Genomic DNA, 26291 nt, shown 5'->3' with positions numbered 1-26291 from the left:
CGGGCGTCAGGAACGCTTCGGCGCCGGCCGGACCGTGCCGGCGGGTGGGAGCTGCTCGTACTGGAGGCGGAGGCCGTCGAGCAGGGCGCGCAGCCCGGTCTCGAACGCCCCCTCGTCGACCTTCTGGCGGTGGTCGGCCAGCAGATGGGCCTGTCCGAGGTGCGGATAGTCCGCAGGGTCGTACGCCGTCTCGTCGTCGACGAAGCCGCGGGCGAACGAACCGAGGGCCGAGCCGGTGATGAAGTAGCGCATCAGGGCCCCGATGTACGTCGCCTGGGCGGGCGGCCAGCCCGCCCTGACCATGCCGCCGAAGACCGCGTCGGCGACCCGCAGACCGGCCGGCCGCCGTCCCGGTCCCCGGGCGAGCACCGGGACGATGTGCGGATGCTCGGCGAGCGCCGCTCGGTAGGAGACGGCCCAGTCGTGCAGCGCGGCACGCCAGTCACGGGTGTCCGACTCGTCGAACATCGACAGATCGACCTGGGCGGACACGGTGTCCGCGACGGCGTCCAGGATCTCGTCCTTGTTGCGGAAGTGGTTGTAGAGCGAGGGCCCGCTCACCCCGAGTTCGGCGGCGAGCCGACGGGTGGAGACGGCGTCGAGCCCCTCGGAGTCCACGAGTGCGCTCGCCGTCCCGACGATGAGGTCTCTGCTGAGGAGGGGCTTGCGCGGTCGGGCCATGCGGCACATAGTAGGGCCTGCGAACAGGAAACTAGCAGTGCTAATTAAATGGGGAGGGCCGAAGGATGAACCTGGAGCTGAGCGAGGAGCAGGAAGCCGTCCGGCGGCTCGCCGAGGACTTCGTCGCCCGGGAGATCGCCCCCCATGTCGTGGAGTGGGACCGGGCCGAGAGCGTCGACCGGTCGATCGTGAAGAAGCTGGGATCCGTCGGTTTCCTCGGGCTCACCGTCCCCGAGGAGTACGGCGGCTCGGGCGGCGACCACCTCGCCTACTGCCTGGTCACCGAGGAGCTCGGCCGCGGCGACTCCTCGGTCCGCGGCATCGTCTCCGTCTCCCTCGGCCTGGTCGCCAAGACGATCGCGGCCTGGGGCGACGAGAGGCAGAAGCGGCAGTGGCTGCCCGGCCTCACCTCGGGCGAGGCCGTCGGCTGCTTCGGTCTCACCGAACCCGGTACCGGCTCGGACGCAGGGAACCTGGCGACGAAGGCCGTCCGGGACGGGGACTCCTACGTCATCAACGGCAGCAAGATGTTCATCACCAACGGCACCTGGGCCGATGTGGTGCTGCTCTTCGCCCGTACCAACGACACCCCCGGCCACCGGGGCATATCGGCCTTCCTGGTCCCCGCCGACACCCCCGGACTCGGCCGTCGCACCATCCACGGCAAACTCGGCCTGCGCGGCCAGGCCACCGCCGAGCTGGTCCTGGAGGATGTCCGGGTGCCCGCCTCGGCGCTCATCGGGCCGGAGGGCAGGGGCTTCTCCGTCGCGATGTCCGCCCTCGCCAAGGGGCGCATGTCGGTCGCCGCCGGCTGTGTGGGCATCGCGCAGGCCGCCCTCGACGCCGCCGTGCGCCACGCGGGCGAGCGCGAGCAGTTCGGCAAGTCCATTGCGGGCCACCAGCTCGTCCAGGAACTCATCAGCGACATCTCCGTGGACGTCGACGCGGCCCGGCTGCTGACCTGGCGGGTGGCCGATCTCATCGACCGGGGCGAGGACTTCGCCACCGCGGCCTCCAAGGCCAAGCTCTTCGCCTCCGAGGCCGCCGTCCGCGCCGCCAGCAACGCCCTCCAGGTCTTCGGCGGCTACGGCTACATCGACGAGTACCCGGTCGGCAAGCTGCTGCGCGACGCCCGGGTCATGACGCTGTACGAGGGCACCAGTCAGATCCAGAAGCTCATCATCGGCCGCGCACTGACCGGGGTCTCCGCCTTCTGACGACACCGCTGCTCGAACGCGCGTCTGAGTACCGGGCTGAGTAGGAGGGCGGATGTGGCAGGGGTCGCGCCGTTTCATGCTGGGTGCCATGAATGAGACATCATCGGTCAAGCAGCAGAGCACCTCGGCCTTCTACGGCCAGGCCGTCGCGTCCTTCGGGGTGGCGATGGTCGCGGTGGCGCTGGGCATCTACTTCCTGGACGCCGACGCCTGGGTCCGCGGATTCCTCGCGATCGGCGTCCTCTATCTCGTCACCTCCTGCTTCACCCTGGCCAAGGTCATCCGGGACCGCCAGGAGGAGGGGCGGATCGTCAGCCGGGTCGACCAGGCCCGGCTGGAGAAGATCCTCGCCGATCACGACCCCTTCCAGAAGCTCTGACGGCCCCGCCCGGACGCACTCTAAGCGCTTGCTCAGGTTCGGGGTATGGTGTTCGTCCTGCTGACGAGAGGGGCGAGTGACGATGAGTGCGGCGGAGGAGACCCACGGCGACCAGGAGCCGTGGGCCGAGGTGACGCCCGAGGCGGCCAGGCGGCTCCTCGTCGCCGCCGTCGACGCCTTCGCCGAGCGCGGGTACCACGCCACCACCACCCGTGACATCGCCGGCCGGGCGGGCATGAGTCCCGCAGCCCTCTACATCCACTACCGGACCAAGGAAGAGCTGCTCCACCGGATCAGCCGGATCGGCCACGACCGCGCCCTGTCCGTCCTGGAGGCGGCCGCCGACAGCGGGGGAACGGCCGCCGAGCGGCTGGCCGAGGCCGTCCGGTGCTTCGTCCGCTGGCACGCCGAGCGGCACACCACGGCCCGGGTGGTCCAGTACGAACTCGACGCCCTCGGCGAGGAGCACCGCGCCGAGATCGTCGAGCTGCGGCGCAGGAGCGATGCGGTGGTGCGCCGGATCATCGGCGAGGGGGTGCGGGACGGGGAGTTCGACGTGCCCGACGTCCCGGGCACCACGCTCGCGGTGCTCTCGCTCTGCATCGACGTGGCGCGCTGGTTCAACGGGCGGGGCAGCCGGACGCCCGACGAGGTCGGCGAACTCTACGCCGACCTCGTGCTGCGCATGGTCGCCGCCAAGCGGTAGCGGTTCTCAGAAGTAGTAGCGCGACACCGACTCGGCCACGCACACCGGCTTGTCGCTGCCCTCGCGCTCGACCGTGACCAGGGCGGTCACCTGCACGCCGCCCCCCGCCTCCTCGACGTTCGTCAGCACGGCCGTCGCGCGCAGCCGTGACCCCACGGGCACGGTGGAGGGGAAGCGGACCTTGTTCGTCCCGTAGTTGATGCCCATCTTCATGCCCTCGACCTGCATGATCTGGGGTACGAAGGTGGGCAGCAGCGAGAGCGTCAGGTAACCGTGCGCGATCGTCGAGCCGAACGGTCCGGTGGCGGCCCGCTCTGGGTCCACATGGATCCACTGGTGGTCCCCGGTCGCGTCGGCGAAGAGGTCGATCCTCTTCTGCTCGATCTCCAGCCACTCGCTGTGACCCAGCTGCTCGCCCACCCCGTCGCGCAGCTCCTGCGCGGACGTGAAGATCCTCGGCTCTGTCATGTCCCTGGTCCCGCCCTTCCCGTTCTCGATCACGGTCGCCCCCGTTCCTAAGCGCTTGCTCAGCATGGTTGGCGGGTGCGTTCCTGTCAACGGCGGACCGGCCGGGTGGGGGGCACGTAGGGTGGGGGAGGTGCCCCGGATCCCACAGACACTCAACGAACTCACGGTCGGCCAGCTCTCCGCGCGCAGCGGCGCCGCGGTCTCGGCCCTGCACTTCTACGAGGCCAAGGGCCTGATCAGCAGCCGCCGCACCAGCGGCAATCAGCGTCGCTTCACCAGGGACGCACTGCGCAGGGTCGCGTTCGTCCGGGCGGCGCAGCGGGTCGGGATCCCGCTCGCCACCATCCGGGAGGCGCTCGCCGAACTCCCCGACGAGCGCACCCCGAACCGGGAGGACTGGGCGAGGCTCTCCGCGGCGTGGCGCTCCGAACTGGACGAGCGGATCGAACAGTTGGGCCGGCTTCGGGACCATCTCACCGACTGCATCGGCTGCGGCTGTCTGTCGCTGGAGAGCTGCGTCCTCTCCAACCCGGACGACATCTCCGGTCAGCGGATCAGCGGTTCGCGGCTGATGCCGGAAGGGTCGTCGGACGACCGCCCGTAGGGCTTCCCTCATGGATCAGGCCGGGCTCGCGTGCCCCGGCCCCGTCACGTGAGGCGGCCGCCCGTCATGCCGCGGGCGCCAGACCGTGATCCCCGCTCCTGGCCTGTGCCAGGGTCCCCGGTGTGAGCACCGCTCGCGGCACCATGATCCCGCACTCCGTGCAGACCGGTCCCGACCACGGCTCGCACGTCAGGTCGTGCCGCCAGACGATGCCGGCCCCCTCGCACACCGGGCAGGCCGTGCCCGGTGGCGACTCCAGAGCGGCGACCAGCCGGCCGAGGACGTCGGCGAGTGGCGCGGCGGGGTGGACCGCGGGGTCCGCGCAGCGGGCGACCCCGCAACCGCCCCGGACGGACCGGTGCCAGTCGTCACACGTGCCGGGACTGCGCAGGCCTTCGCGCTTCTCCCGTCTGCGCCGCTCGGCGAACTCCGCCTCATGGCCGAGCCAGACGGCGCGCGCCGCCTCCAGCTCGTCCAGCACGCGCAGCAGCCGCACCGGGTCGGGGGACCGGTCCTCGGGTTCGATCCCGTGGCGGGCGCACAGATGGTCCCAGGTCGCCCGATGCCCGTAGGGGGCGAATCTCTCCAGGCACTTGCGCAGCGAATACCGCCGCAGTGCCAGGTCGTTCCGCGGATCGCGGACCTGTCTCGCAAGACTCCTGAATCCGGCCACTGCGCCGCCACCTCCGTCGCTCGTGCTTCGGCGTCGACGGATGGACGTACGGCCGCCCGATTCGGATCCCTCAGCAGGGGCTGTATCCATCAGGCGGGATGGTGCCCCGTCATGAAAGCTCGACACAAACGCATGGGGCGATTCGGAGAAGGTGACTGTTGTTCATCTTAACAAGCGGTCATATCACCAGTAACCTCCGGCCCATCGGCCTTCCGGAGGAGCACGCATGCCCCCACGCACCGTCACGTCCAGAGCCGTCACCGTCGCAGCGGCTCTCGCGCTCGGCGCCACCCTGTTGGCTGCCTCGCCGCAGTCCCGCGCCACGGCAGCGCAGCCCGCATCCGTCACCGACTACTGCCAGGCCCAGTGCGCCGACATCCTGCCGCCCGGCGAGAACGGCAACGCCACTCTCGTCGAGATCCTCGCCAACAAGGCACTGGGTACGCACCCCGCCCACAGTGACGACCAACTCGACCGCTACAACGGCCTGGTGGCCGGGCAGACGGGTCTGACCGACCAGAAGCTGACCGACTTCTTCAACGACGCCTCGTTCGGTGTCCCCGACGGGCAGACCGAGTCCGTCGTCTCGCCGCGCGACGACGTCACCATCACCCGCGACAAGGCGTCCGGCGTCCCGCACATCAAGGGCACCACCCGATACGGCACGGAGTTCGGCGCCGGCTACGCGGCCGGACAGGACCGGCTCTGGCTGATGGATCTGTTCCGGCACATCGGACGCGGCGAACTCACCTCGTTCGCGGGGGGCGCCCTCGCCAACCAGGGGCTGGAGCAACAGTTCTGGCCGCAGGCCCCGTACACCGAGGCCGATCTCGAAGCCCAGGTCGAGTACATCAGGACACATGAGGGCGCCCGCGGCGAACAGGCGATGGCGGATGCCCAGGCGTACGTCGACGGCATCAACGCGTACCGTGAGAAGTCCAAGAAGGGCCGCTACTTCCCCGGTGAGTACGTTCTCACCGGCAAGATCGACGCCCTCACCAACGTGGGGGAGATCCAGCCCTTCGTGCTGACCGACCTGATCTCGATCGCCTCCGTCGTGGGCGGCCAGTTCGGCGGTGGTGGCGGCGGCGAGGTGCAGGCGGCGCTCTCGCTGCTCTCCGCCCAGCAGCGGTACGGCGTCGCCGAGGGCACCAGGGTCTGGGAGTCGTTCCGGCAGCGCAACGACCCCGAGGCCGTGCTGACGGTCCATGACGGCACGGCGTTCCCCTACGCAGGCAAGCCCGCGGCGGCCCGCGGCACCGCACTGCCCGACAGCGGCTCCGTCACGGCCGAACCCCTGGTCCTCGACCGCACGGGCTCCGCGGGCACCGACCGGAAGAGCCCGGTCGCGGCCCCGGCCGCGCTCCGGAAGGTCCAGGGCATCTACGACGACGGCGTCCTCCCCGAGGGCTCGCTGCCCGGTTCCGGTGCGCAGAAGCGCGGCATGTCCAATGCCCTGCTGGTCTCCGGTGCGCATACCGCGAGCGGGCACCCGATCGCCGTGTTCGGACCCCAGACCGGCTACTTCGCACCGCAGTTGATGATGCTTCAGGAACTCCAGGGGCCCGGCATCAGCGCCCGCGGTGTCGCCTTCGCCGGTGTCGGCATGTACGTCCAGATGGGCCGCGGCCAGGACTACGCCTGGAGCGCCACCTCGGCCGGCCAGGACATCACCGACACCTACGCCATCGAGCTGTGCGAGCCCGACGGCTCCACGCCCACCAAGGACTCCCTGTACTACCTCCACCGCGGTACGTGCACCGCCATGGAGACGCTGTCCCGCACCAACTCCTGGAAGCCGACCGTCGCCGACTCCACGGCGAAGGGCTCCTACCGGATGCAGGTCAGGCGCACCGCCTACGGAATCGTCACCCACCGTGCCACCGTGGGCGGCAAGCCCGTCGCGTACACCTCACTGCGCTCCACCTACCGCCACGAGGCCGACTCGATCATCGGCTTCCAGATGCTCAACGACCCCGACTACGTCACGGACGCCGCCTCGTTCCAGCGCGCCGCGAGCAACATCGACTACGCGTTCAACTGGTTCTACGCCGACTCACGCACCGCCGCGTACTACAACAGCGGCATGAACCCGGTGCGCTCGGCGGGCGTCGATCCGGCCCTGCCGGTGAAGGCCGAACCGGCCTACGAGTGGAAGGGCTACGACCCGGTCGCCAACACCGCCACGTACACCGCGTTCGCCGAGCACCCGCACTCCAGCGGCCAGGACTACTACGTCTCCTGGAACAACAAGCAGGCCGAGGGGTACTCCTCGGCGGGCTTCGGCTTCGGCGCCGTGCACCGGGCCGACCTCCTGGACGGGCGGGTGGCGAAGCTGGTCGAGGCGGGCGGCGTGACCCGCGCCTCCCTCACCCGGGCGATGGCCGAGGCCGCCGTCACCGATCTGCGCGGCGAGCAACTGCTGCCCGAGCTGCTGGCGGTGATCCGCTCCCGTCCCGTCGACGACGCCGGACTCGACGCCGTCGTCCAGCAGTTGGAGTCCTGGCAGGCGGCGGGAGCGCAGCGCCGGGAGAGCAGCCCGGGATCCCACGCGTACACCCATGCCGACGCGATCCGTGTCATGGACGCGTGGTGGCCCGAGCTGGTGGAGGCGGAGTTCGCGCCGGGTCTCGGCGACGACCTGTACGCGGCGCTGACCGAGAACCTCGCCACCGACGAGTCGCCGGCGGCCGGCCACGGCCCGAGCGGGGCGCACAGCGGTTCGGCGTTCCAGTACGGCTGGTGGGGCTTCGTGGACAAGGACCTGCGCCAGGTCCTCGGGCAGCCGGTCAGGGGCCCCCTCGCCAGGACCTACTGCGGTGGCGGCGATCCGGACAGCTGCCGGGACGCGCTGCTCGCCTCCCTGGCGCAGGCGGCGTCCGAGCCGGCCACCGAGGTCTACCCCGGTGACGACAACTGCGATGCCGGCGACCAGTGGTGCACGGACTCGATCATCCACCGCGCACTGGGCGGCATCAGCCAGAAGACGATCCACTGGCAGAACCGCCCGACCTACCAGCAGGTGGTGGAGTTCCCCACCCACCGGTAGGCCACCGGCCTCGGCCTGTGCCGCGCCGGGCGGGTCCGGAAGCACCGGACCCGCCCGGCCCGTCTCACCGGTACTGCAGGTACTTCTTGCGGACGGCCCGGAACGCGGCGAGGTCCTCCGACCACGCCCCTACCACCTCATCGGTGTCCGCACCCGCGTCGATCATCGTGCGGACCCGCGTGTTGCCGGTGAGCTTGTCGATCCAGTTGTCCGAGCGCCACGCGAATCCGCTCCAGGTCTGCTTGGCCGTCACCAGCAGGCCGATCCCCGTGCGTACCGGGTCGAAGACCTCGCGGTCCTGGACGTGCAGCTGCACCCCGCCGACCGTCTTCCCCTGGAACTTCGAGAACGTCGGCGCGAAGTAGGCCTCGCGGAACGCGACCCCCGGCAGACCCAGGGCGTTCGCGGCATCCGCCCACCGGTGGTCGATGCCCTCCGCGCCGAGCAGTTCGAACGGACGGGTGGTACCGCGCCCCTCCGAGAGGTTCGTGCCCTCGAACAGACAGGTCCCCGAGTAGACCAGCGCCGTGTCCGGCGTCGGCATGTTGGGGCTCGGCGGCACCCACGGCAGGCCGGTCGTGTCGAAGAAGTCCGAGCGCTTCCACCCCGACATCTTCACGATGCTCAGGTCCACCGGACGGTCGGCCAGGAACTCCGCGTTGAAGAGCAGCGCCAGCTCGGTGACGGTCATGCCGTGCGCCTGCGCGATCTCCCGGCGGCCCACGAACGTGCCGAACGCCGGGTCCAGCACCGGCCCGAGTGCCGCCCGCCCCGTCATCGGGTTCGGCCGGTCCAGGACGACGAACCGCTTGCCCGCGAGCGCCGCCGCCTCCATGCAGTCGTACAGCGTCCAGATATAGGTGTAGAAACGGGCGCCCGCGTCCTGGATGTCGAAGACGATCGTGTCCACACCGGACGCGGTGAAGACATCGGCGAGCGGCTGACCGCTCTTCAGGTACGTGTCGTAGACCGGGAGTCCGGTCGCCGGGTCGTCGTACCGCCCCTCCGACCCACCCGCCTGCGCGGTGCCGCGGAACCCGTGCTCGGGCCCGAAGACGGCGATCAGGTCCACCCGGTCGTCCGGGTGCATCACATCGACGATGTGCCGTACGTCGGAGGTGATCCCGGTGGGGTTGGTGACGACCCCGACCTTCTGCCCCTTCAGCAGGGAGTAGCCGTCCGCCGCAAGCCGGTCGAAACCGGTACGGACCCTGCTGTGCGCGTTGGCCCGCTCCGCGGCGGACGCGGGGGCGGCCGTCGCGCCCCCGGTGCCGGTGCCCGTGGCCACGAGGGCTCCCATCGCGCCACCGGCGGCCAGCAAACCACGTCTGGACAGGCTCATTCAGCAACCTCCATGATCGCGACGTCTGTCGTGGACACGCACGCTAGCGCTGGTTCAGGCCCGATGGAATGAGCTTGGCCGTGACAGTTGTGACAGGAGTGTTTTGCGGGGCGTTAACAACCTCTTCCACGACGACATACCGACCGGTTAGTCTGCTGGGAAGTCGGCTGAGAGAGGCGGGACCCGATGAGTACCGTGCAGGGCGCAGGCGTAGTGATCACAGGGGCCGGCGGCGGCATCGGGGCCGCCCTGGCCCGCCGGTTCGCCGCGGAGGGCGCCCGGGTCGTGGTCAACGATCTCGACGAGGCCGGGATCGGCCCGCTGGCCGAGGAGATCGGCGCCGTGGCCGTCGCCGGCGACGCCTCGCACGTCGTGGACGCCGCCCGTGATGCGCTGGGAGGGACCGTCGACATCTACTGCGCCAACGCCGGCCTCGCCTCGCCGGGCGACGTCTTCGCCGGTGAGGAGGTCTGGGCAGCCGCCTGGGACGTCCATGTGATGGCCCAGGTCCGGGCAGCCAGGGCGCTCCTGCCGGACTGGCTGGAGCGCGGCAGCGGCCGGTTCGTCTCGACCGCCTCCGCCGCCGGACTGCTGACGATGATCGGCGCCGCACCGTACAGCGTCACCAAGCACGGCTCCGTCGCCTTCGCCGAATGGCTCTCCCTCACCTACCGCCACCGCGGCATCAAGGTCCACGCGATCTGCCCGCAGGGTGTGCGGACGGACATGCTCACCGCGGCCGGATCGGCCGGCGAGCTCGTCCTCGCCCCCGGCGCCATCGAGCCGGAGGCGGTCGCCGACGCGCTCTTCGACGCCATGGACGAGGACCGCTTCCTCGTCCTGCCGCATCCCGAGGTGGCCGGTTTCCACCGGGCCCGCGCCAAGGACCCCGACCACTGGCTCGGCCAGATGAACCACCTCCAGCAGAAGTGGGAGGGGATGCAGGCGTGACCGGGCCTGGCAGCCCGCGGACCGGTCTGCGGCCGGGCGCCGCCCTCGCCCCAGGGAGACGGGGCGCGTACGGCGGGGAACGGCCGGCGGTGTACCCGTACTCCCGCGAGGCCGGGATCCTGGCGGAGCTCCCGAGGACGGCGAGTGGGAAGATCCTCGGGCGGGAACCGCGTTCACCCCGGTAGGACGTTTCACGCACAGCACGGGACCACGCACGGTACGGAAGGACGGTGGCGGCAATGGCCAAGGTGACGGACGGGGATACGGCCCCCGTTCCGCAGCGGCTGCTGGCCGCCGCCACCCGGCTCTTCGCCGAACGGGGGTACGACCGCACCTCGGTCCAGGAGATCGTCGAGGCGGCGGGCGTCACCAAGGGGGCGCTCTACCACTACTTCGGTTCCAAGGAGGACCTCCTCCAGGAGATCTACGCCCGGGTGCTCCGGCTCCAGCAGCAGCGCCTCGACGCCTTCGCCGACGCCGACGCCCCGGTCGAGGAGCGCCTGCGCGACGCCGCCGCGGACGTGGTCGTCACGACCATCGAGAACCTCGACGACGCCTCGATCTTCTTCCGGTCCATGCACCACCTCAGCCCGGAGAAGAACAAGCAGGTGCGGATGGAGCGACGCCGCTACCACGAGCGCTTCCGGGCCCTGGTGGAGGAGGGCCAGCGGACCGGGGTGTTCACCACTGCCACCCCGGCGGACCTGGTCGTCGACTACCACTTCGGCTCGGTCCACCACCTGTCCACCTGGTACCGGCCCGACGGGCCTCTCGGCAAGCAGGAGGTCGCCGACCACCTGGCGGACCTGCTGCTGCGCGCCCTGCGCCCCTGAGCGCGGCCCCGTCCCACCGGGGCGAGCGCCGCCGGCCCGACGTGCGCGACCGCTGTCATGAGGTGACGCAGCCGCTGCGGTTTCGGCCGTCCGCTCCCTCGCCGGTCGCGGACCGGACCTTCGGTTGGACCGGCCGCCGCCCCGGGCCGAGGGTGGAGGTATGACTCGCACCCAGCCTTCCGTGCACGTCCCCGCCCTGTGGTCCGCGGCGTACGGCCCGCACCACACACCGGCCGTCCGCCTCGCCGCCCGGTGCCTGTTGCGGGTGCGGGCGTTCGCCCGCGACCTGGCCCTGGCCGACCATGTGCCGTTCGGCGGCTACTGACGACTGACGAGGGGCGGATCCCGCTCCGGGGACCCGCTCGCCCCGCGCCGCCTCGCTGCCGCGGCCTACACGTACCGCTTGATCTCCCGCCGGGCCAAGGACCGCTGGTGCACCTCGTCCGGCCCGTCGGCCAGCCGCAACGTCCGTGCCGCCGCCCAGAGTTCGGCCAGCGGGAAGTCCTGGCCGACACCGCCCGCGCCGTGCAGCTGCACCGCCCGGTCGAGGATGTCGACCACCGCGCGCGGTGTGGCGATCTTGATGGCCTGGATCTCGGTGTGCGCGCCCCGGTTGCCCACCGTGTCCATCAGCCACGCCGTCTTCAGCACCAGCAGCCGCAGTTGCTCCACGGTGACCCGCGCGTCCGCGATCCAGTTCTGTACGACGCCCTGCTGGGCGAGCGGCTTGCCGAAGGCCGTACGGGACACCGCACGTCGGCACATCAGCTCGATCGCCCGCTCGGCCATCCCGATCAGCCGCATGCAGTGGTGGATACGGCCCGGTCCCAGACGCGCCTGGGCGATGGCGAAGCCGCCGCCCTCCTCGCCGATCAGGTTCTCGGCGGGCACCCGCACGTCCGTGAGGACGACCTCGGCGTGACCGCCGTGGTAGTGGTCCTCGTAGCCGTACACCTGCATGGCGCGGCGCACTTCGAGACCGGGGGTGTCGCGCGGGACCAGGATCATCGACTGCTGGCGGCGGATGTCCGCGGCCTCGGGATCGGTCTTGCCCATCACGATGAAGATGCGGCAGTCGGGGTTCATCGCACCGGAGATGTACCACTTGCGGCCGTTGATGACGTAATGGTCGCCGTCGCGCTCGATGCGGGTCTCGATGTTGGTCGCGTCCGACGAGGCCACCTCGGGCTCCGTCATCGCGAACGCCGAGCGGATCTCCCCGGCGAGCAGGGGCTCCAGCCACTGCTTCTTCTGCGCGTCCGTGGCGAAGTGGAAGAGGACTTCCATGTTCCCGGTGTCCGGGGCCGCGCAGTTGAGTGCGGTCGGCGCCAACTGCGGGGAGCGCCCGGTGATTTCGGCGAGCGGGGCGTACTGGAGGTTGGTCAGCCCCGCGCCGTACTTCGCGTCGGGGAGGAAGAGGTTCCACAGACCCTGGCGCCGCGCCTCGGCCTTCAGGTCCTCGACGATCTGCGGGGTCTCCCACGGGGAGGCCAGCAGCGCGCGCTGCTCGTGCACGGTCGACTCGGCCGGGTGGACGTACTCGTCCATGAAGGCGAGCAGCCTGTCGCGCAGTTCTTCGGTGCGTGCGTCGAAAGCGAAGTCCATGGGGGATCAGCCTTCCTGGAGGGTGGTGAGGCCGTGCTCGATGAAGACGGGGACGAGATCGCCGATCCGGTCGAAGCCCGCGCCGACCGTCTGCCCCAGGGTGTAGCGGTAGTGGATGCCCTCAAGGATCACGGCGAGCTTGAACCAGGCGAACGCCGTGTACCAGGAGAGGGCGGAGGTGTCCCGGCCGGAGCGTGCGGCGTAGCGCTCGATCAGTTCGGCGGGGGCGGGGTGGCCGGCCGCGCCGCTGGTGGTGGAGACCGGGGACTCGGGCAGGCCGAGATCGGAGCTGTACATCACCAGCAGACCGAGGTCGGTCAGCGGGTCGCCGAGCGTGGACATCTCCCAGTCGAGAACGGCCTTGATCCGGTCGTCGGAGCCGATCAGGACGTTGTCCAGGCGGTAGTCGCCGTGCACCACGGTGGCAGCGGGGGAGCGGGGCAGCTCACGGCCGAGCGCCGCGTGCAGCGCGTCGATACCGGGCAGCTCACGGTTGCGGGAGGCGTCGAGCTGCTTGCCCCAGCGGCGCAGCTGCCGGTCGAGGAAACCCTCGGGGCGCCCGAAATCGGCGAGCCCCACGGAGCCCGGGTCCACGGCGTGCAGGTCGACGAGGGTGTCGACGAGACCGAGGACGGCCTGCCTGGTGCGCTCGGCGCCCAGCGGCGCGAGCTGCTCGGCCGTGCGGTACGGCGTGCCCTCGACGTACTCCATGACGTAGAAGGGCGCCCCGGTCACCGAGTCGTCCTCGCAGAGCAGGACCGGTGCGGGGACCGGAACCGCCGTCGGGTGCAGGGCGCTGATCACCCGGTGTTCGCGCTTCATGTCGTGGGCCGTGGCCAGGACATGGCCGAGCGGAGGCCTGCGCACGACCCAGCGGCCGGTGCCGTCGGTGACGGTGACGACATACGTCAGATTCGAGCGGCCGCCCTCGATGAGCCGGGCTTCGAGCGGTCCCTTCACCAGGCCCGGCCGCTCGCGGTCGAGATGTCCGCGCAGCCGGTCCAGGTCGAGGCCTGGCGGATGGACTGGGCTCATCGTGCGCACCTCCGGGTGAGAAAGACTGGTCGGTGCTCATCATGCCGACCAGTCGGTATGTCGTCCAGTGGCTCGAGGGTTCCAGAGCGGGATGCGGGCAGCGGGGGCCGGACCGGCCGGAACCGGTGATCGCCCCGATCGTTCTACGAGCCGGACTGGTCCGTCCCGCTCAGAAGAGCATCGCCACGGCGAACGCCGCGAGCGCGAGGACGCACGCCACCGCCGTCAGCGCGGCGCGCGCCGAGAGCGGCCGGGGCCGCGCGACCTCCATCCCGAGCACCCGCCGGTGCGCGACGCGCAGGAACCCCAGCCAGGCCAGTGCGCTCAGCGCCACCGCGACGATCCCGGCCGGCCCCGGCCCGCCGTGCAGGGCCTGCTTGACCGCCAGCACCGCCACCACCGTGCAGGACAGGGTCGTACGCCGCCACGCCAGCCTGGTCCGCTCGGGCTGCAGACCCGGATCACGGCCCTCGCCCGTCACCGGCCCTCCCAGCCGAAGAGGACCACCACCACCATCGCCACGGCGACCACGGCGACGGCGAGACCCAGCAGCGTCGGGAAGCGCGAGACCGGCAGGTCCTCCCCGCGCCGCATCGCCCGCTCGCACCGCACCCAGTGGTTGATGGCCCGCAGCGCACACAGCACACCGGCCGCGAGCAGGGCCAGCGCCAGCCCCGCCCGGATGACCCACGCCAGGGACGGGAGGAACTGATCGACCGCGAAACCGCCCCCGATCAGGGCCAGGGCCGTCCTGATCCACGCCAGGAAGGTCCGCTCGTTGGCGAGCGAGAACCGGTAGTCGGGGGTGGTGCCCTCTTCTCGGATCCGCTGCGGCGCGAACCACAGCCGCAGGCCCTGGAGGAACGCGCTCACGCGGGACACCCGCCCGTCACCCGTCGACGGTCGTGGGCCGGGCTCACGAGGCCGCCCCGCCCGCACGGAAGGCGCGCAGCCGGTGGTACGCCTCCACACCGTCGGGCACCCACTGCCCGTCGCCCAGGCGCCGCTCGAGCTCCGCATCGGTGAGGAAGGTGTGCCAGGCGACCTCCTCCGCCTGCGGCCGCACCGGCAGCTCGCACCGCACCCGGTACACGCGGCTCCACCAGGAGTGCTCGGCGCTCTCGTAGAGGAACGTGAACAGCGGCTCGGGGCGGGGGAGCCCGGAGACACCCAGCTCCTCCTCGGCCTCCCGCAGCGCCGCGTCGTCGTAGGACTCGCCGGCCCCGACCACCCCGCCGACGAACATGTCGTAGTGGGACGGGAAGAGCAGTTTGGTGGACGTCCGGCGGTGCACGAAGAGCCGGCCATCGGCATCCCGGACCTCGATGAAGACACAGCGGTGGCGCAGGCCCCGCGCGGTCGCCTCACCGCGCGGGGCCTGCCCCACGACCACGTCGTTCTCGTCGACGATGTCCAGGATCTCGTCAGAAGGGGTCATACCCCTCATCCAACATCAGGCCCTGCGGGCGACGCTCCCGGAGGTCCCGTCGAAGCCGCTCAGTTCGGCTGGAGGCTCTTCTCCCTGCGTCGGTCCACGGGTCCCTCGGGCATCGCCGGATGCAGCCCCAGCAGCACGATCCCGACGACGATCGCCACGAGACCGGCCGCCTGCCAGGCCAGCGCCACGCTGTCGGTACGCAGCCGGTCACCGAGGAAGCCGACCCCGCAGGCGATCCCGGCCAGCGGCTGGGACGCGGTCAGCGGGGGCAGCGAGACCCGCAGCGGGCCGGTCTCGAACGCGCTCTGCACCAGGAGCAGCCCCGTCACCCCCAGCACCACCACCGCGTACGGCTGCCACGACGTCATCAGCACCGTCCAGCCGCCCTCGGACAGCCGCTGGCCGGAGAGCCGGGTGAGGGCGTCCTGCAAGCCGTACAGCAGACCGGCCGCGACTGCGAGCAGTGCGGGGGCGACCCCGGACCGCGAGCGCTTGGCGATGGTGGTGAGCAGCAGGGCCGGAGCCACGACCATGCCGACCACCAGCCAGTGCCGCAGTGGATCGGTCACCGCCTCGCCGCCCTGCGGCCGGCCCGCCAGCAGGAAGGCGGTGACGCCACCGGCCAGCAGCCAGAGCCCGGACCAGCCCTGCCGGCCGAGCCGCTGTCCGGTGCGGTGGCGCGACAGGGTCATCGCGAAGAGCAGATTGGTCGCCAGCAGGGGTTCGACGACGGACACCTCGCCCTTGCCCAGGGCCAGGGCGCCCAGGCCCATGCCGCAGACCATCAGCCCGATCCCGGCCAGCCAGCTCGGCACCCGCATCAGGTCCAGCAGCAGCCTGGGGGAGAGGTAGTCGCTCTTCGGGGCGTGCGCAGCGGCGGCCTGCTGCAGGACGAAGCCGAACCCCAGACAGCAGGCGGCACTCACGGCGAGCACGAGGACCAGCACCGACACGCTTCTACCTCAAGTCAGGCCAGAAGTGGGTGATTTGTATCGACGATAGCGCCTGCGCCCCGAGGGTGCGGCCGGAGTGCCGCCGACCGGGCGGTTGACTCCGCGGCGGGCGGTGCGGAGGATCTGACGCACGAGTAACTTCCGGCGCCGGAGCCGGACCGTCACCGGGCCCGGGCCACCTCGACAAGGATGGAAACCCATGGCGTACGACGCTGATGTGATCGTGATCGGGGCAGGTCTCGCGGGGCTGGTGGCCACCGCGGAGCTGGTCGACGCGGGCCGTTCGGTGATCCTGCTCGACCAGGAGCCCGAACAGTCGATCGGTGGCCAGGCGCACTGGTCCTTCGGCGGTCTCTTCCTCGTCGACTCTCCCGAGCAGCGCCGGTCGCGGATCAAGGACAGCCATGAGCTGGCCCTCCAGGACTGGTTCGGCACGGCCGGCTTCGACCGCAAGGAGGACCACTGGCCGCGGAAGTGGGCCGAGGCCTACGTCGACTTCGCCGCCGGTGAGAAGCGCTCCTGGCTGTACGCCCAGGGGCTGCGTCTCTTCCCCGTCGTCGGCTGGGCGGAGCGCGGCGGCTACGACGCGACGGGCCACGGCAACTCCGTACCCCGCTTCCACATCACCTGGGGCACCGGCCCGGGAGTCGTCGCGCCCTTCGAGCGCCGGGTCCGCGAGGGCGTCGCCAAGGGCCTCGTCACGTATCGGTTCCGGCACCGGGTCACCGGCCTCGGCCGCACCGCGGGCACCGTCGACACGGTGACCGGGGAGGTCCTGGAGCCGAGCACGGCGGCCCGCGGGACCGCGAGCAGCAGGGTGGCGACCGGCTCCTTCGAGCTGCGGGCCCAGGCCGTGATCGTCACCTCCGGTGGCATCGGCGGCAACCACGACCTGGTACGCAAGCAGTGGCCCGCACGGCTCGGCACCCCGCCCGGCAAGATGCTCTGCGGCGTCCCCGCCCATGTCGACGGACTCATGCTCGGCATCGCCGAGGAAGCAGGCGCCCACCACATCAACCGCGACCGGATGTGGCACTACACCGAGGGCATCGAGAACTGGAACCCGATCTGGGCCGGGCACGCCATCCGGATCCTGCCCGGCCCGTCCTCGCTCTGGCTGGACGCCCGGGGCAAGCGGCTGCCGGTCCCGCTCTTCCCGGGCTTCGACACCCTCGGCACCCTCGAACACATCATGAGGTCCGGCTACGAGTACACCTGGTTCGTCCTCGACCGAAAGATCATCGGCAAGGAGTTCGCCCTCTCCGGATCCGAGCAGAACCCCGACCTCACCGGGAAGTCGATCCGCGACGTGATCGGCCGGGCCCGCGCGGGCGTACCGGCCCCGGTGCAGGCGTTCATGGACAAGGGGGTGGACTTCGTCGTCGAGAAGGACCTCGCGGCACTGGTCCGCGGGATGAACGCACTCACCGGCGAGCAACTGATCGACGAGGCCGAACTGCGCCGCGAGATCACCGCGCGCGACCGCGAGATCGCCAACCGCTTCACCAAGGACCTCCAGGTCACCGCGATCCGCGGGGCCCGCACCTACCTCGGCGACAAGCTGATCCGTACGGCGGCCCCGCACCGCATCCTCGACCCCAAGGCCGGCCCGCTGATCGCCGTACGGCTCAACATCATGACCCGCAAGTCGCTCGGCGGCCTGGAGACGGACCTGTCCTCCCGGGTGCTCACCGAGGACGGCACGCCCCTGCCCGGTGTGTACGCGGCGGGGGAGGCGGCCGGTTTCGGCGGCGGCGGGGTGCACGGCTACCGCTCGCTGGAAGGGACCTTCCTCGGCGGCTGCCTCTTCTCCGGCCGGGTGGCCGGCCGTGCGGCGGCGCAGGCCACGGCGTAGCCGGTCCGGCGGTACGCGGGCCCGGGCAGCGGGCCCGCGCAACGCTCTACTGCTGGGCCGCGGCCACGACGGGGTCCAGCAGCTCGACGACCCGGAACCGTTCGGCCACGACCATGGTGTCGTCGTCGACGGTGAACTCCGGATCGCCGAGCGCCTCCCGCATCTCCTCGCTGTGCCAGAACCTCTCGTGCCCGGCACGCCACCCCGCCACCGACGTGTCGCCCTCGCCCTCGTCGATCGCATGCTGAAGACCGACGTCCCCCAGGCGCAGCACCCGTACCTCCGTCACCTCCAGCACCGCGATCTCCCGGCCGTCCGAGTCGATCAGCGCGGACCTCTCGCCCACCGGAGGAAGCTCCTCCTTCTCCGCCTCGTACTCCGCGAGCAGACTGGTCGTCGACACCTTCACACCGGCGAGCACCGCCTCCACCAACCGGTCGCGCAGCGGTCCGGGGAAGGCGAGCAGAAAGGGCTTGAGAGGTTCACGGTTCGGCATGGCGCCAAGTCTGGCATGCGCCTTCGGCCCGGCGCCGGGTCGCACGCCGGTGAAGGGCGTCAACTGTTCGGGCGGAGAGCAGAGTTGGTGGCGCGTCCGGGTGGATGCATGGGTCGGCCACCGGTCTCGTGCCACGAAGGTGCCGCATGAGCGCCACCTTCGTGCCGCACTAGAGGATGAGCGAGAGCAGCAGAATGAAGGCCAGGGAGACCACGGAGACGATGGTCTCCATCACCGACCAGGTCTTCACTGTCTGACCGACGTTCATGCCGAAGTACTCCTTCACCAGCCAGAACCCGGCGTCATTGACATGGCTGAAGAAGAGGGAGCCCGCGCCGACGGCGAGAACCAGCAGGGCGGCGTGGGGGGTCGACATGTCGGCGGCGAGCGGAGCGACCAGACCGGCCGCCGAGATGGTCGCCACGGTCGCCGAACCGGTTGCGAGCCGGATCGCGACGGCGATCAGCCAGCCCAGCAGCAGTGCCGGGATCGACCAGTCCTTGGAGAAGTCCAGGATCATCTGACCCACACCGGCGTCGATCAGGGTCTGCTTGAAACCGCCGCCCGCACCGACGATCAGCAGCACACCGGCGATCGGGGCGAGGGACTTGTCGACGGTGGTGGAGAGCCGGCCCTTGGAGAATCCGGCGGCCCGGCCCAGCGTGAACATGCCGACTACGACGGCCGCGAGAAGTGCGATCAGCGGCGAGCCGATCACGTCGGTGACCCGCTGGACAGGCTGCTCCGGGTCGTCCACGACGATGTCGACCAGGGCTTTGACCAGCATCAGTACGACCGGCAGCAGAATCGTCGCCAGGGTGGCACCGAAGCCGGGCCGACGGTCCAGCTCCTCCGAAGGGCGCTGCGGGATCATCCTCTCCGGAGCCGGGATGTCCACCCAGCGTGCGGCGTAGCGGGAGAAGACCGGCCCCGCGATGATCACGGTCGGTATCGCGACCAGCACGCCCAGGGCGAGCGTGACACCGAGGTTGGCGCCGAGGGCGTCGATCGCCACCAACGGGCCGGGGTGCGGCGGGATCAGCCCGTGCATCACGGAGAGACCGGCCAGCGCCGGGATGCCGATCCGCATCAGGGAGTAGTTGCCGCGCTTGGCCACGAGCAGGACCACCGGGATCATCAGCACGATCCCGACCTCGAAGAACAGCGGCAGACCGATGAGCGAGGCGATCAGGACCATCGCCCACGGCATGGACCGCCTGCTCGCCTTCGCGAGGATCGTGTCGACGATCTGGTCGGCTCCGCCGGAGTCGGCGAGCAGCTTCCCCAGGACGGCGCCCAGCGCGATGAGGACACCGACACCCGCGACGGTCGAGCCGAGGCCGGCGGTGAAGCTGGCGATCGTCCTGGCCGGTGCGGCGCCGGCGAACGAGCCGAGCGCCAGTGAGCCGATGGTCAGCGCGAGGAACGCGTGCATCTTGAACCGGGTGATGAGCAGAACGATGACGGCGATGCCCGCCAGGACTGCGATGCCCAACTGAGCGTTGCCTGCCGAAGTGATCGGTTCGGCGGCATCCGCTGCCAGCATCTCGACGCTGAGACTGCTCACGGTCGTGATCCTTGGTTGTCGAGGCGGCGCAACGCGGCGGCGGCTCGCCGGGTGATTTCTTCAGGGGTGCCGGAGACTTCGACGGAGACTCCGGCCTCGTCCTCCTGCAGCGGCTGCAGGGTGGCGAACTGCGAGTCGAGCAGTGCGGTGGGCATGAAGTGGCCCGTGCGCTGCGCCATGCGCTCCTCGATCAGAGACCGGTCGCCGGTCAGATGGAGGAAGACGGCGTCGGGGGCTTCGGCCCGCAGCCGGTCACGGTAGACCCGCTTGAGCGCGGAGCAGCTCACCACGCCACCGAGCCCCGACCGGCCGTGTGCCCACCGGCCGATCGCATCGAGCCAGGGCCACCGGTCGGAGTCGTCCAGCGGGGTGACGGCCGACATCTTGGCGATGTTCGCCGAGGGATGGAAGTCGTCGCCCTCGGCGTACGGAACGCCGAGTTCGGCGGCGAGCAGGGGGCCGATCGTGGTCTTGCCGGTCCCTGCGACGCCCATCACCACGACGACGTGGGGGGTGCTCATTGGCGGTGCCTCGCTGTTCTCATCGATGTCTTCGTCGACATCGGTCCGTCGCGCTACTGAAACTCATACGTACGACTTATTCAAGATTCTGTGATGTAAACGTCGTACTTTTTCTGCCTCGGGGGTGCCCCGTAGGCTGTGCGCATGACCACACAGGGCCCTGGGCTGCATACACATGTGCTGGACACCCTGGGTCTGGAGATCGCCGCAGGGGAGCACCGACCGGGGCAGGTACTGCGCACGGACGAGCTGGCCCAGCGCTTCGACGTCTCGCGCACGGTCGTGCGCGAAGTGGTCCGGGTCCTCGAATCCATGCGCCTGGTCGAGTCCCGGCGCCGGGTCGGCGTGACCGTACGGCCGGCCGCGGAGTGGAACGTCTACGACCCGCAGGTCATCCGATGGCGGCTGGCCGGCGCCGACCGCCCGCGCCAGCTGCGCTCCCTGACCGTGCTCCGCTCGGCGATCGAGCCGGTCGCCGCCGGTCTCGCCGCACGGAACGCCACCGCGGAGCAGTGCGCGGCCCTCACCGAGTGCGCACTCGGCATGGTCGCCACCTCGCGAGGGCAACAGCTGGAGGGCTATCTGAAGCACGACATCGCGTTCCACCGGATCGTGCTCGACGCGTCCGGCAACGAGATGTTCGCGCGGCTCGGCGACGTCGTCGCCGAGGTCCTGGCGGGCCGTACGCACCACCAGGTGATGTTCGAGGAACCCGACCCGGCCGCGGTCACCCTGCATGTCCGCCTTGCCGAGGCGGTGCGCGAGAGCGACGCGGAGGCGGCGGAGCGGTTGACGAAGGAGATCGCGGTGGGAGCCCTGCACGAACTGGACGTACTCGCGCCCTGAACCCCGTACGGGGGTGGGGCCGCCCCCGTCGCCGACGGCCTCGGCAGGGGGACGTGTCCCGCCGACGAGGTGCGCTCCTGTGACACCCTGACGCAGCGTACGGTGAGCATGTTCGATCCGCACAAAACGATGGAAACAGGGAGACGGCGGAATGTCGCAGCAGGTGCAAGGGGTCATCGCGCCGGGGAAGAACGAGCCGGTCCGGGTCGAGACGATCGTGATCCCGGATCCGGGCCCCGGCGAGGCCGTGGTGAAGATCCAGGCGTGCGGCGTCTGCCACACCGATCTCCACTACAAGCAGGGTGCCATCAACGACGACTTCCCCTTCCTGCTCGGCCACGAGGCCTCGGGCGTGGTGGAGTCCGTCGGCGAAGGGGTCACGGACGTCGCGCCCGGCGACTTCGTCATCCTCAACTGGCGTGCCGTGTGCGGGCAGTGCCGCGCGTGTCTGCGCGGCCGCCCCTGGTACTGCTTCAACACCCACAACGCCAAGCAGAAGATGACGCTGCTCGACGGCACGGAGCTGTCGCCCGCGCTCGGCATCGGCGCGTTCGCCGAGAAGACCCTCGTCGCCGCCGGCCAGTGCACCAAGGTCGACCCGGAGGTCTCCCCGGCCGTCGCAGGACTGCTCGGCTGCGGCGTGATGGCGGGCATCGGCGCCGCCATCAACACCGGGCAGGTCGGCCGCGGCGACTCGGTCGCCGTGATCGGCTGCGGCGGCGTCGGCGACGCGGCGATCGCGGGTGCGCGACTGGCAGGCGCGTCGAAGATCATCGCCGTGGACATCGACGACCGCAAACTGGAGACGGCGAGGACGATGGGTGCCACCCACACCGTCAACTCCCGCTCCACCGACCCGGTCGAGGCGATCCGCTCGCTGACCGACGGCAACGGTGCGGACGTCGTCATCGAGGCGGTCGGCCGCCCCGAGACGTACCAGCAGGCCTTCTACGCCCGCGACCTCGCCGGCACCGTCGTCCTCGTCGGCGTCCCCACCCCCGAGATGCGGCTCGAACTCCCGCTGCTCGACGTGTTCGGCCGCGGCGGCTCGCTCAAGTCCTCCTGGTACGGCGACTGCCTGCCCTCCCGCGACTTCCCGATGCTGATCGATCTGCACCAGCAGGGCCGGATCGACCTCGCCGCGTTCGTCACCGAGACCATCGGGCTCGGCGACATCGAGGAGGCCTTCACCCGGATGCACGCCGGGGACGTCCTGCGCTCGGTGGTGGTCTTCTGATGACCGCCCGCATCGACCACCTCGTCACGTCCGGCACCTTCGCCCTCGACGGCGGGGAGTGGGACGTCGACAACAACGTCTGGATCGTCGGCGACGACACCGAGGCGATCGTCATCGACGCCGCCCATGACGCCGCCGCCATCGCGGCCGCGCTGAACGGCCGTACGCTGCGCGCCATCGTCTGCACGCACGCCCACAACGACCACATCGACGCGGCCCCGGCCCTCGCCGACGCCACCGGCGCACCCGTTCTGCTGCACCCCGACGACCTGCCGCTGTGGAGGCAGACCCACCCGGACCGCGCCCCGGACGGCGAACTCGCCGACGGCCAGGAGCTGGAGATCGCGGGGACGACGCTTCAGGTCCTGCACACCCCGGGACATGCCCCGGGCGCGGTCTGCCTGTACGCCCCCGAGCTGTTCACCGTCTTCACGGGCGACACGTTGTTCCAGGGCGGGCCCGGCGCCACCGGGCGGTCGTTCTCCCACTTCCCGACGATCGTCGCGTCGATCAGGGACCGGCTGCTCGGTCTCCCCGCGGAGACCACCGTCCGTACCGGGCACGGCGATTCCACCACCATCGGTGCGGAGGCCCCGCACCTGGACGAGTGGATCGCCCGCGGTCACTGAAGCCCGCGGCTCACCGGTCCGGCCACGCGGCGAGCCGCAGCCCGCTCTCGAAGCGGCGCGGTCGGCCCGTGACCGGATCGGTGAACTCCAGCACCCGGGCGAGGAGCTGGAGCGGGTGCGACCAGTCGTCGGCCGCACCCTCCGGCCGGACCACCGGGTAGACCGGGTCGTGGACGAGCGGCAGCCCCAGGCTGTTCATGTGCACCCGCAGCTGATGGGTGCGACCGGTGGCGGGCACGAGCCGGTAACGGCCGAGACCCGCCCGGTGCTCCACCAGCTCGATCCGGCTCTCGCTGTTCGGCTCGCCCGGCTCCTCGCGGGCGGCGATGACCCCGCGCTCCTTGACGATGCGGCTGCGCACGGTCCGCGGGAAGGCCTGCACGGGGTCGTACGCCGCCACCGCCTCGTACTCCTTGCGCACCAGCCGGTCCCGGAACATCGTCTGGTAGGCGCCCCGCTCCCCGGGCCGCACGACAAAGAGGACGAGGCCCGCCGTCAGCCGGTCCAGCCGGTGCGCCGGCTGGAGCTCGGGCAGGTCCAGTTCCCGGCGCAGCCGCGCCACCGCGGTTTCGGTGATGTGCCGGCCGCGTGGGGTCGTCGCCAGGAAGTGCGGTTTGTCGGCGACGACGAGGTGCTCGTCGCGGTGGACGACGCCGACCGGGAACGGCACCGGCTCCTCCGGCGCGAAATCCCGGTGGAACCAGAGGTACCGGCCGGCGGTGTACGGCTCGTCGGCGGACACCGGACCCTGTACCGAGACGAACCGGCCCTCGGCGACCATGGCGTCCACCCGTGCCGCCCCGATCGCCCCGGCGAACCGCGCCCGCAGATGGGCGCCGACCGTCGCCCAGCGGCCGTCCGGATCCTCGGGGAGCCGCACACGGACCGGATCGATCCCGTCCCGCTGCGGCAGCGGCGGCTGCGGCGGCTTCGCGCGCCCTCTCATCGGGACGCGCCGGCCGGTACAGCGGTGCACATGGTGCGGCTCCTTGCGTGTGCTGGTCTTCCGGGGGCGCCCCTCCTTGGTCCGGGCAGGGACCGTTCCGCTGTCGATCGCGTGGTGGGCCGTGCCGGGGCGGAAAACAGAAAAACCCCAGGTGAACTGGGGTTTCTGCTGGTGTCCGAGGGGGGACTTGAACCCCCACGCCCGATAAAGGGCACTAGCACCTCAAGCTAGCGCGTCTGCCATTCCGCCACCCGGACAAGGTGTCTGTCTCGCGGGCCCTGGCCCGTTCCGACGTGGAAAACAATAGCAAACATTCGGGGGTGCTCGATCACGCCGGGGGTGCGAAGGGCGCACGGCAGGGGCGGCGGCCTTGGGCGTACGGGCCGGGCACGGGAGGATGAGCGGGCGCACCACGGCGACAGCGGAAGGAAGCAGTGTGAGCGAGACCAACGCGGCCCGGACCGTCTCGGGCGAGGACGAGGTCGTGGACCTCTGCCGTGAGCTGATCCGGATCGACACCAGTAACTACGGTGACCACTCGGGACCGGGGGAGAGGGCCGCCGCGGAGTACGTCGCGGAGAAGCTCGCCGAGGTCGGTCTGGAGCCGAAGATCTTCGAGTCGCACAAGGGCCGGGCCTCGACGGTGGCGCGGATCGAGGGGGAGGACCCGTCGAAGCCCGCGCTGCTGATCCACGGGCACACCGACGTGGTTCCGGCCAACGCCCACGACTGGACGCACCATCCGTTCTCCGGCGAGATCGCGGACGGCTGCGTGTGGGGGCGCGGTGCGGTCGACATGAAGGACATGGACGCGATGACGCTCGCGGTCGTCCGCGACCGGATGCGCAGTGGCCGCAAGCCCCCGCGTGACATCGTGCTGGCCTTCCTCGCGGACGAGGAGGCGGGCGGCACCTACGGCGCGCGCTACCTCGTGGACAAGCACCCCGGCCTCTTCGAGGGCGTCACCGAGGCCATCGGTGAAGTCGGCGGCTTCTCCTTCACGGTGAACGAGAACCTCCGCCTCTATCTCGTCGAGACGGCCCAGAAGGGCATGCACTGGATGCGGCTCACCGTGGACGGCACCGCGGGCCACGGTTCGATGACCAATGACGACAACGCGATCACCGAGCTCTGCGAGGCGGTCGGACGGCTGGGACGGCACCAGTGGCCGGTCCGGGTGACCAAGACCGTACGGTCCTTCCTCGACGAGCTGTCCGATGCGCTGGGCATCCCGCTCGACCCGGAGGACATGGAGACGACCCTCGCCGAGCTGGGTGGCATCGCCAGGATGATCGGTGCCACACTCCGCAACTCGGCCGCTCCCACCATGCTGGGCGCCGGCTACAAGGTGAACGTGATCCCCGGCCAGGCCACCGCCCATGTGGACGGCCGCTTCCTGCCCGGTTTCGAGGACGAGTTCCTGGCGGATCTGGACCGGATCCTCGGCCCGCGGGTGAGGCGTGAGGACGTACACGGGGACAAGGCGCTGGAGACGAGTTTCGACGGCTCCCTCGTGGACGCGATGCAGATCGCCCTGAAGGCGGAGGATCCGATCGCGCGCGCCGTTCCCTACATGCTGTCCGCCGGTACCGACGCCAAGTCCTTCGACGACCTCGGTATCCGCTGCTTCGGTTTCGCCCCGCTGAAGCTCCCGCCGGAGCTCGACTTCGCAGGCATGTTCCACGGTGTGGACGAGCGGGTACCGGTGGACGGTCTGCAGTTCGGCGTCCGGGTGCTCGACCGTTTCATCGACAACTGCTGAGTTCCTGCCGCTTTTTCAGCGAGCACCACGCCAACATTCGTCAACGTGTACGTATATGGCCGGAACGAGTGAAAGGAACCATACGCTCGTAGCCCGCTTCATTTTTCTTCGTTACAGGTGATGCGGTCCGCGGCTGGGACCGCATTGCCAATGAGGAGGAACAATGATCAAGAAGGTCGTCGCAGCTGCGGTTGCCACCAGTGGCCTGGTTCTGGCCGGTGCGGGCATGGCCGTCGCCGACTCCGGCGCCCAGGGCACTGCTCTCAACAGCCCCGGTCTGATCTCGGGCGACACCATCCAGGCGCCCGTGCACGTGCCGGTGAATGTGTGTGGCAACACGATCTCCGTGATCGGTCTGCTGAACCCCGCCATGGGCAACAGGTGCACCGGCGCCTGACGTTGTGCGTCGCCCCGTAAGGGTTTGAACCCGGTCGGCCCCGGAGTGCACGCCATGCACTCCGGGGCCGCTGGGTGCCCCGCCCCCGCACGGTTGGGTCC

28 protein-coding genes and 1 tRNA gene are annotated in these 26291 nt (G+C 70.6%); 14 read left to right on the top strand and 15 right to left on the bottom strand.

Translation table 11 applies throughout. The features are described 5' to 3' along the window. Positions 1-6: 6 nt before the first annotated feature. Positions 7-681 carry a TetR/AcrR family transcriptional regulator C-terminal domain-containing protein gene (locus tag AB0L71_RS03485; RefSeq protein WP_365237305.1) on the bottom strand — a complete coding sequence of 225 codons (675 nt, stop codon included), beginning with the start codon at positions 679-681 and terminating at the stop codon, positions 7-9. A 65-nt stretch (positions 682-746) separates the two neighbouring features. On the opposite strand from AB0L71_RS03485, the gene AB0L71_RS03480 reads away from it, so the two are divergent. From AB0L71_RS03480 to AB0L71_RS03470, 3 genes are all read left to right on the top strand, one after another. After that, positions 747-1898, top strand: coding sequence for an acyl-CoA dehydrogenase family protein (locus tag AB0L71_RS03480; protein ID WP_365237303.1), 1152 nt, complete (start codon positions 747-749; stop codon positions 1896-1898). Positions 1899-1986: 88 nt separating this feature from the next. Then, entirely contained in the window at positions 1987-2277 is a 291-nt protein-coding gene (locus AB0L71_RS03475; protein WP_365237301.1) for a YiaA/YiaB family inner membrane protein, read from the top strand. Positions 2278-2359: 82 nt separating this feature from the next. Continuing rightward, positions 2360-2983, top strand: coding sequence for a TetR/AcrR family transcriptional regulator (locus tag AB0L71_RS03470; RefSeq protein WP_365237300.1), 624 nt, complete (start codon positions 2360-2362; stop codon positions 2981-2983). Positions 2984-2989: 6 nt separating this feature from the next. Here the strand turns inward: AB0L71_RS03470 and AB0L71_RS03465 are convergent, their stop codons facing one another. Further along, positions 2990-3451 (bottom strand): MaoC family dehydratase, encoded by a 462-nt coding sequence (locus tag AB0L71_RS03465; RefSeq protein WP_365237298.1) that lies wholly within the window; start codon positions 3449-3451, stop codon positions 2990-2992. A gap of 130 nt (positions 3452-3581) precedes the next feature. On the opposite strand from AB0L71_RS03465, the gene soxR reads away from it, so the two are divergent. Then, positions 3582-4055: a redox-sensitive transcriptional activator SoxR gene (gene soxR / locus AB0L71_RS03460; protein ID WP_365237296.1), complete on the top strand. Its 474-nt coding sequence runs from the start codon at positions 3582-3584 to the stop codon at positions 4053-4055. A gap of 64 nt (positions 4056-4119) precedes the next feature. Here the strand turns inward: soxR and AB0L71_RS03455 are convergent, their stop codons facing one another. Continuing rightward, on the bottom strand, positions 4120-4728 hold the full coding sequence (locus tag AB0L71_RS03455; RefSeq protein WP_365237294.1) for a hypothetical protein: 609 nt from the start codon (positions 4726-4728) through the stop codon (positions 4120-4122). Between the two features lie 226 nt (positions 4729-4954). Between AB0L71_RS03455 and AB0L71_RS03450 the strand changes: the two genes are divergently transcribed. Further along, positions 4955-7777: a penicillin acylase family protein gene (locus AB0L71_RS03450; protein ID WP_365237292.1), complete on the top strand. Its 2823-nt coding sequence runs from the start codon at positions 4955-4957 to the stop codon at positions 7775-7777. Between the two features lie 64 nt (positions 7778-7841). Here AB0L71_RS03450 and AB0L71_RS03445 read toward each other — a convergent pair whose 3' ends face one another. Further along, positions 7842-9119 carry a DUF1343 domain-containing protein gene (locus tag AB0L71_RS03445; RefSeq protein ID WP_365237290.1) on the bottom strand — a complete coding sequence of 426 codons (1278 nt, stop codon included), beginning with the start codon at positions 9117-9119 and terminating at the stop codon, positions 7842-7844. Between the two features lie 186 nt (positions 9120-9305). Here AB0L71_RS03445 and AB0L71_RS03440 point away from each other — a divergent pair, with 186 nt between their 5' ends. From AB0L71_RS03440 to AB0L71_RS03430, 3 genes are all read left to right on the top strand, one after another. Next, positions 9306-10070: an SDR family oxidoreductase gene (locus tag AB0L71_RS03440; protein ID WP_365237288.1), complete on the top strand. Its 765-nt coding sequence runs from the start codon at positions 9306-9308 to the stop codon at positions 10068-10070. A 239-nt stretch (positions 10071-10309) separates the two neighbouring features. Then, positions 10310-10903, top strand: a complete 594-nt coding sequence (locus AB0L71_RS03435; protein WP_365237286.1) for a TetR/AcrR family transcriptional regulator — start codon at positions 10310-10312, stop codon at positions 10901-10903. A gap of 160 nt (positions 10904-11063) precedes the next feature. Next, positions 11064-11228 (top strand): hypothetical protein, encoded by a 165-nt coding sequence (locus tag AB0L71_RS03430; protein WP_365237284.1) that lies wholly within the window; start codon positions 11064-11066, stop codon positions 11226-11228. A 65-nt stretch (positions 11229-11293) separates the two neighbouring features. Here AB0L71_RS03430 and AB0L71_RS03425 read toward each other — a convergent pair whose 3' ends face one another. From AB0L71_RS03425 to AB0L71_RS03400, 6 genes are all read right to left on the bottom strand, one after another. Then, the gene (locus AB0L71_RS03425; protein ID WP_365237282.1) at positions 11294-12508 is read right to left on the bottom strand and encodes an acyl-CoA dehydrogenase family protein; all 1215 of its coding nucleotides are present in this window, start codon (positions 12506-12508) and stop codon (positions 11294-11296) included. A 6-nt stretch (positions 12509-12514) separates the two neighbouring features. Further along, on the bottom strand, positions 12515-13543 hold the full coding sequence (locus tag AB0L71_RS03420) for a phosphotransferase family protein (RefSeq protein ID WP_365237281.1): 1029 nt from the start codon (positions 13541-13543) through the stop codon (positions 12515-12517). A gap of 169 nt (positions 13544-13712) precedes the next feature. Continuing rightward, positions 13713-14024, bottom strand: a complete 312-nt coding sequence (locus tag AB0L71_RS03415) for a DUF202 domain-containing protein (RefSeq protein ID WP_365237279.1) — start codon at positions 14022-14024, stop codon at positions 13713-13715. Further along, positions 14021-14416: a DUF202 domain-containing protein gene (locus AB0L71_RS03410; protein ID WP_365237277.1), complete on the bottom strand. Its 396-nt coding sequence runs from the start codon at positions 14414-14416 to the stop codon at positions 14021-14023. Before AB0L71_RS03410 ends, AB0L71_RS03415 begins: the two co-directional genes overlap by 4 nt. 43 nt (positions 14417-14459) lie before the next feature. Continuing rightward, positions 14460-14981: an NUDIX domain-containing protein gene (locus tag AB0L71_RS03405; protein WP_365237275.1), complete on the bottom strand. Its 522-nt coding sequence runs from the start codon at positions 14979-14981 to the stop codon at positions 14460-14462. 59 nt (positions 14982-15040) lie between these two features. Further along, positions 15041-15934 (bottom strand): DMT family transporter, encoded by an 894-nt coding sequence (locus tag AB0L71_RS03400; RefSeq protein ID WP_365237273.1) that lies wholly within the window; start codon positions 15932-15934, stop codon positions 15041-15043. 199 nt (positions 15935-16133) lie between these two features. Between AB0L71_RS03400 and AB0L71_RS03395 the strand changes: the two genes are divergently transcribed. Further along, entirely contained in the window at positions 16134-17789 is a 1656-nt protein-coding gene (locus AB0L71_RS03395; RefSeq protein ID WP_365237271.1) for an FAD-binding dehydrogenase, read from the top strand. Between the two features lie 46 nt (positions 17790-17835). On the opposite strand, the gene AB0L71_RS03390 is transcribed toward AB0L71_RS03395, so the two are convergent. The 3 genes from AB0L71_RS03390 to AB0L71_RS03380 all read right to left on the bottom strand — a co-directional run bounded on the left by AB0L71_RS03390 (position 17836) and on the right by AB0L71_RS03380 (position 20373). After that, on the bottom strand, positions 17836-18285 hold the full coding sequence (locus AB0L71_RS03390; protein ID WP_365237269.1) for an ASCH domain-containing protein: 450 nt from the start codon (positions 18283-18285) through the stop codon (positions 17836-17838). A 169-nt stretch (positions 18286-18454) separates the two neighbouring features. Beyond that, positions 18455-19852, bottom strand: a complete 1398-nt coding sequence (locus tag AB0L71_RS03385) for a gluconate:H+ symporter (protein WP_365237267.1) — start codon at positions 19850-19852, stop codon at positions 18455-18457. Then, positions 19849-20373, bottom strand: coding sequence for a gluconokinase (locus AB0L71_RS03380; RefSeq protein WP_365237265.1), 525 nt, complete (start codon positions 20371-20373; stop codon positions 19849-19851). Before AB0L71_RS03380 ends, AB0L71_RS03385 begins: the two co-directional genes overlap by 4 nt. A 144-nt stretch (positions 20374-20517) precedes the next feature. On the opposite strand from AB0L71_RS03380, the gene AB0L71_RS03375 reads away from it, so the two are divergent. From AB0L71_RS03375 to AB0L71_RS03365, 3 genes are all read left to right on the top strand, one after another. Beyond that, a complete protein-coding gene (locus tag AB0L71_RS03375; protein ID WP_365237263.1) occupies positions 20518-21219 on the top strand; it encodes an FCD domain-containing protein in 702 nt (233 codons plus the stop codon). A gap of 151 nt (positions 21220-21370) precedes the next feature. Beyond that, on the top strand, positions 21371-22456 hold the full coding sequence (locus AB0L71_RS03370) for an S-(hydroxymethyl)mycothiol dehydrogenase (RefSeq protein ID WP_365237261.1): 1086 nt from the start codon (positions 21371-21373) through the stop codon (positions 22454-22456). Beyond that, on the top strand, positions 22456-23085 hold the full coding sequence (locus tag AB0L71_RS03365) for an MBL fold metallo-hydrolase (RefSeq protein WP_365237259.1): 630 nt from the start codon (positions 22456-22458) through the stop codon (positions 23083-23085). Before AB0L71_RS03370 ends, AB0L71_RS03365 begins: the two co-directional genes overlap by 1 nt. A 10-nt stretch (positions 23086-23095) precedes the next feature. On the opposite strand, the gene AB0L71_RS03360 is transcribed toward AB0L71_RS03365, so the two are convergent. Further along, positions 23096-24031, bottom strand: a complete 936-nt coding sequence (locus AB0L71_RS03360) for a pseudouridine synthase (RefSeq protein WP_365237478.1) — start codon at positions 24029-24031, stop codon at positions 23096-23098. Positions 24032-24200: 169 nt separating this feature from the next. After that, positions 24201-24288: transfer RNA gene (locus AB0L71_RS03355), tRNA-Leu, on the bottom strand. A 179-nt stretch (positions 24289-24467) separates the two neighbouring features. Here AB0L71_RS03355 and AB0L71_RS03350 point away from each other — a divergent pair. Both AB0L71_RS03350 and AB0L71_RS03345 read left to right on the top strand, forming a co-directional pair. Beyond that, entirely contained in the window at positions 24468-25793 is a 1326-nt protein-coding gene (locus AB0L71_RS03350; protein ID WP_365237258.1) for a M20/M25/M40 family metallo-hydrolase, read from the top strand. Positions 25794-25956: 163 nt separating this feature from the next. Then, positions 25957-26190 carry a chaplin gene (locus tag AB0L71_RS03345; protein WP_365237256.1) on the top strand — a complete coding sequence of 78 codons (234 nt, stop codon included), beginning with the start codon at positions 25957-25959 and terminating at the stop codon, positions 26188-26190. Positions 26191-26291 lie beyond the last annotated feature (101 nt).

Origin of the sequence: Streptomyces sp. NPDC052052 (assembly GCF_040680455.1) — a bacterium.
Taxonomy (GTDB): Bacteria; Actinomycetota; Actinomycetes; order Streptomycetales; family Streptomycetaceae; genus Streptomyces.
Note: the sequence above shows the minus strand (reverse complement) of the source record. Positions and strands in the feature narration are given on the sequence as shown.

Bases quoted from the DNA above. Each gene is read 5' to 3' on its own strand.
- AB0L71_RS03420 (WP_365237281.1), bottom strand. From the start codon at position 13,543: ATGAGCCCAGTCCATCCGCCAGGCCTCGACCTGGACCGGCTGCGCGGA.
- AB0L71_RS03445 (WP_365237290.1), bottom strand. From the start codon at position 9,119: ATGAGCCTGTCCAGACGTGGTTTGCTGGCCGCCGGTGGCGCGATGGGA.
- AB0L71_RS03485 (WP_365237305.1), bottom strand. From the start codon at position 681: ATGGCCCGACCGCGCAAGCCCCTCCTCAGCAGAGACCTCATCGTCGGG.
- AB0L71_RS03470 (WP_365237300.1), top strand. From the start codon at position 2,360: ATGAGTGCGGCGGAGGAGACCCACGGCGACCAGGAGCCGTGGGCCGAG.
- AB0L71_RS03360 (WP_365237478.1), bottom strand. From the start codon at position 24,031: ATGAGAGGGCGCGCGAAGCCGCCGCAGCCGCCGCTGCCGCAGCGGGAC.
- AB0L71_RS03395 (WP_365237271.1), top strand. From the start codon at position 16,134: ATGGCGTACGACGCTGATGTGATCGTGATCGGGGCAGGTCTCGCGGGG.
- AB0L71_RS03380 (WP_365237265.1), bottom strand. From the start codon at position 20,373: ATGAGCACCCCCCACGTCGTCGTGGTGATGGGCGTCGCAGGGACCGGC.
- AB0L71_RS03480 (WP_365237303.1), top strand. From the start codon at position 747: ATGAACCTGGAGCTGAGCGAGGAGCAGGAAGCCGTCCGGCGGCTCGCC.
- AB0L71_RS03365 (WP_365237259.1), top strand. From the start codon at position 22,456: ATGACCGCCCGCATCGACCACCTCGTCACGTCCGGCACCTTCGCCCTC.
- AB0L71_RS03370 (WP_365237261.1), top strand. From the start codon at position 21,371: ATGTCGCAGCAGGTGCAAGGGGTCATCGCGCCGGGGAAGAACGAGCCG.
- AB0L71_RS03375 (WP_365237263.1), top strand. From the start codon at position 20,518: ATGACCACACAGGGCCCTGGGCTGCATACACATGTGCTGGACACCCTG.
- AB0L71_RS03405 (WP_365237275.1), bottom strand. From the start codon at position 14,981: ATGACCCCTTCTGACGAGATCCTGGACATCGTCGACGAGAACGACGTG.
- AB0L71_RS03345 (WP_365237256.1), top strand. From the start codon at position 25,957: ATGATCAAGAAGGTCGTCGCAGCTGCGGTTGCCACCAGTGGCCTGGTT.
- AB0L71_RS03440 (WP_365237288.1), top strand. From the start codon at position 9,306: ATGAGTACCGTGCAGGGCGCAGGCGTAGTGATCACAGGGGCCGGCGGC.
- AB0L71_RS03435 (WP_365237286.1), top strand. From the start codon at position 10,310: ATGGCCAAGGTGACGGACGGGGATACGGCCCCCGTTCCGCAGCGGCTG.
- AB0L71_RS03475 (WP_365237301.1), top strand. From the start codon at position 1,987: ATGAATGAGACATCATCGGTCAAGCAGCAGAGCACCTCGGCCTTCTAC.
- AB0L71_RS03390 (WP_365237269.1), bottom strand. From the start codon at position 18,285: ATGCCGAACCGTGAACCTCTCAAGCCCTTTCTGCTCGCCTTCCCCGGA.
- AB0L71_RS03430 (WP_365237284.1), top strand. From the start codon at position 11,064: ATGACTCGCACCCAGCCTTCCGTGCACGTCCCCGCCCTGTGGTCCGCG.
- AB0L71_RS03450 (WP_365237292.1), top strand. From the start codon at position 4,955: ATGCCCCCACGCACCGTCACGTCCAGAGCCGTCACCGTCGCAGCGGCT.
- AB0L71_RS03465 (WP_365237298.1), bottom strand. From the start codon at position 3,451: ATGACAGAGCCGAGGATCTTCACGTCCGCGCAGGAGCTGCGCGACGGG.
- AB0L71_RS03425 (WP_365237282.1), bottom strand. From the start codon at position 12,508: ATGGACTTCGCTTTCGACGCACGCACCGAAGAACTGCGCGACAGGCTG.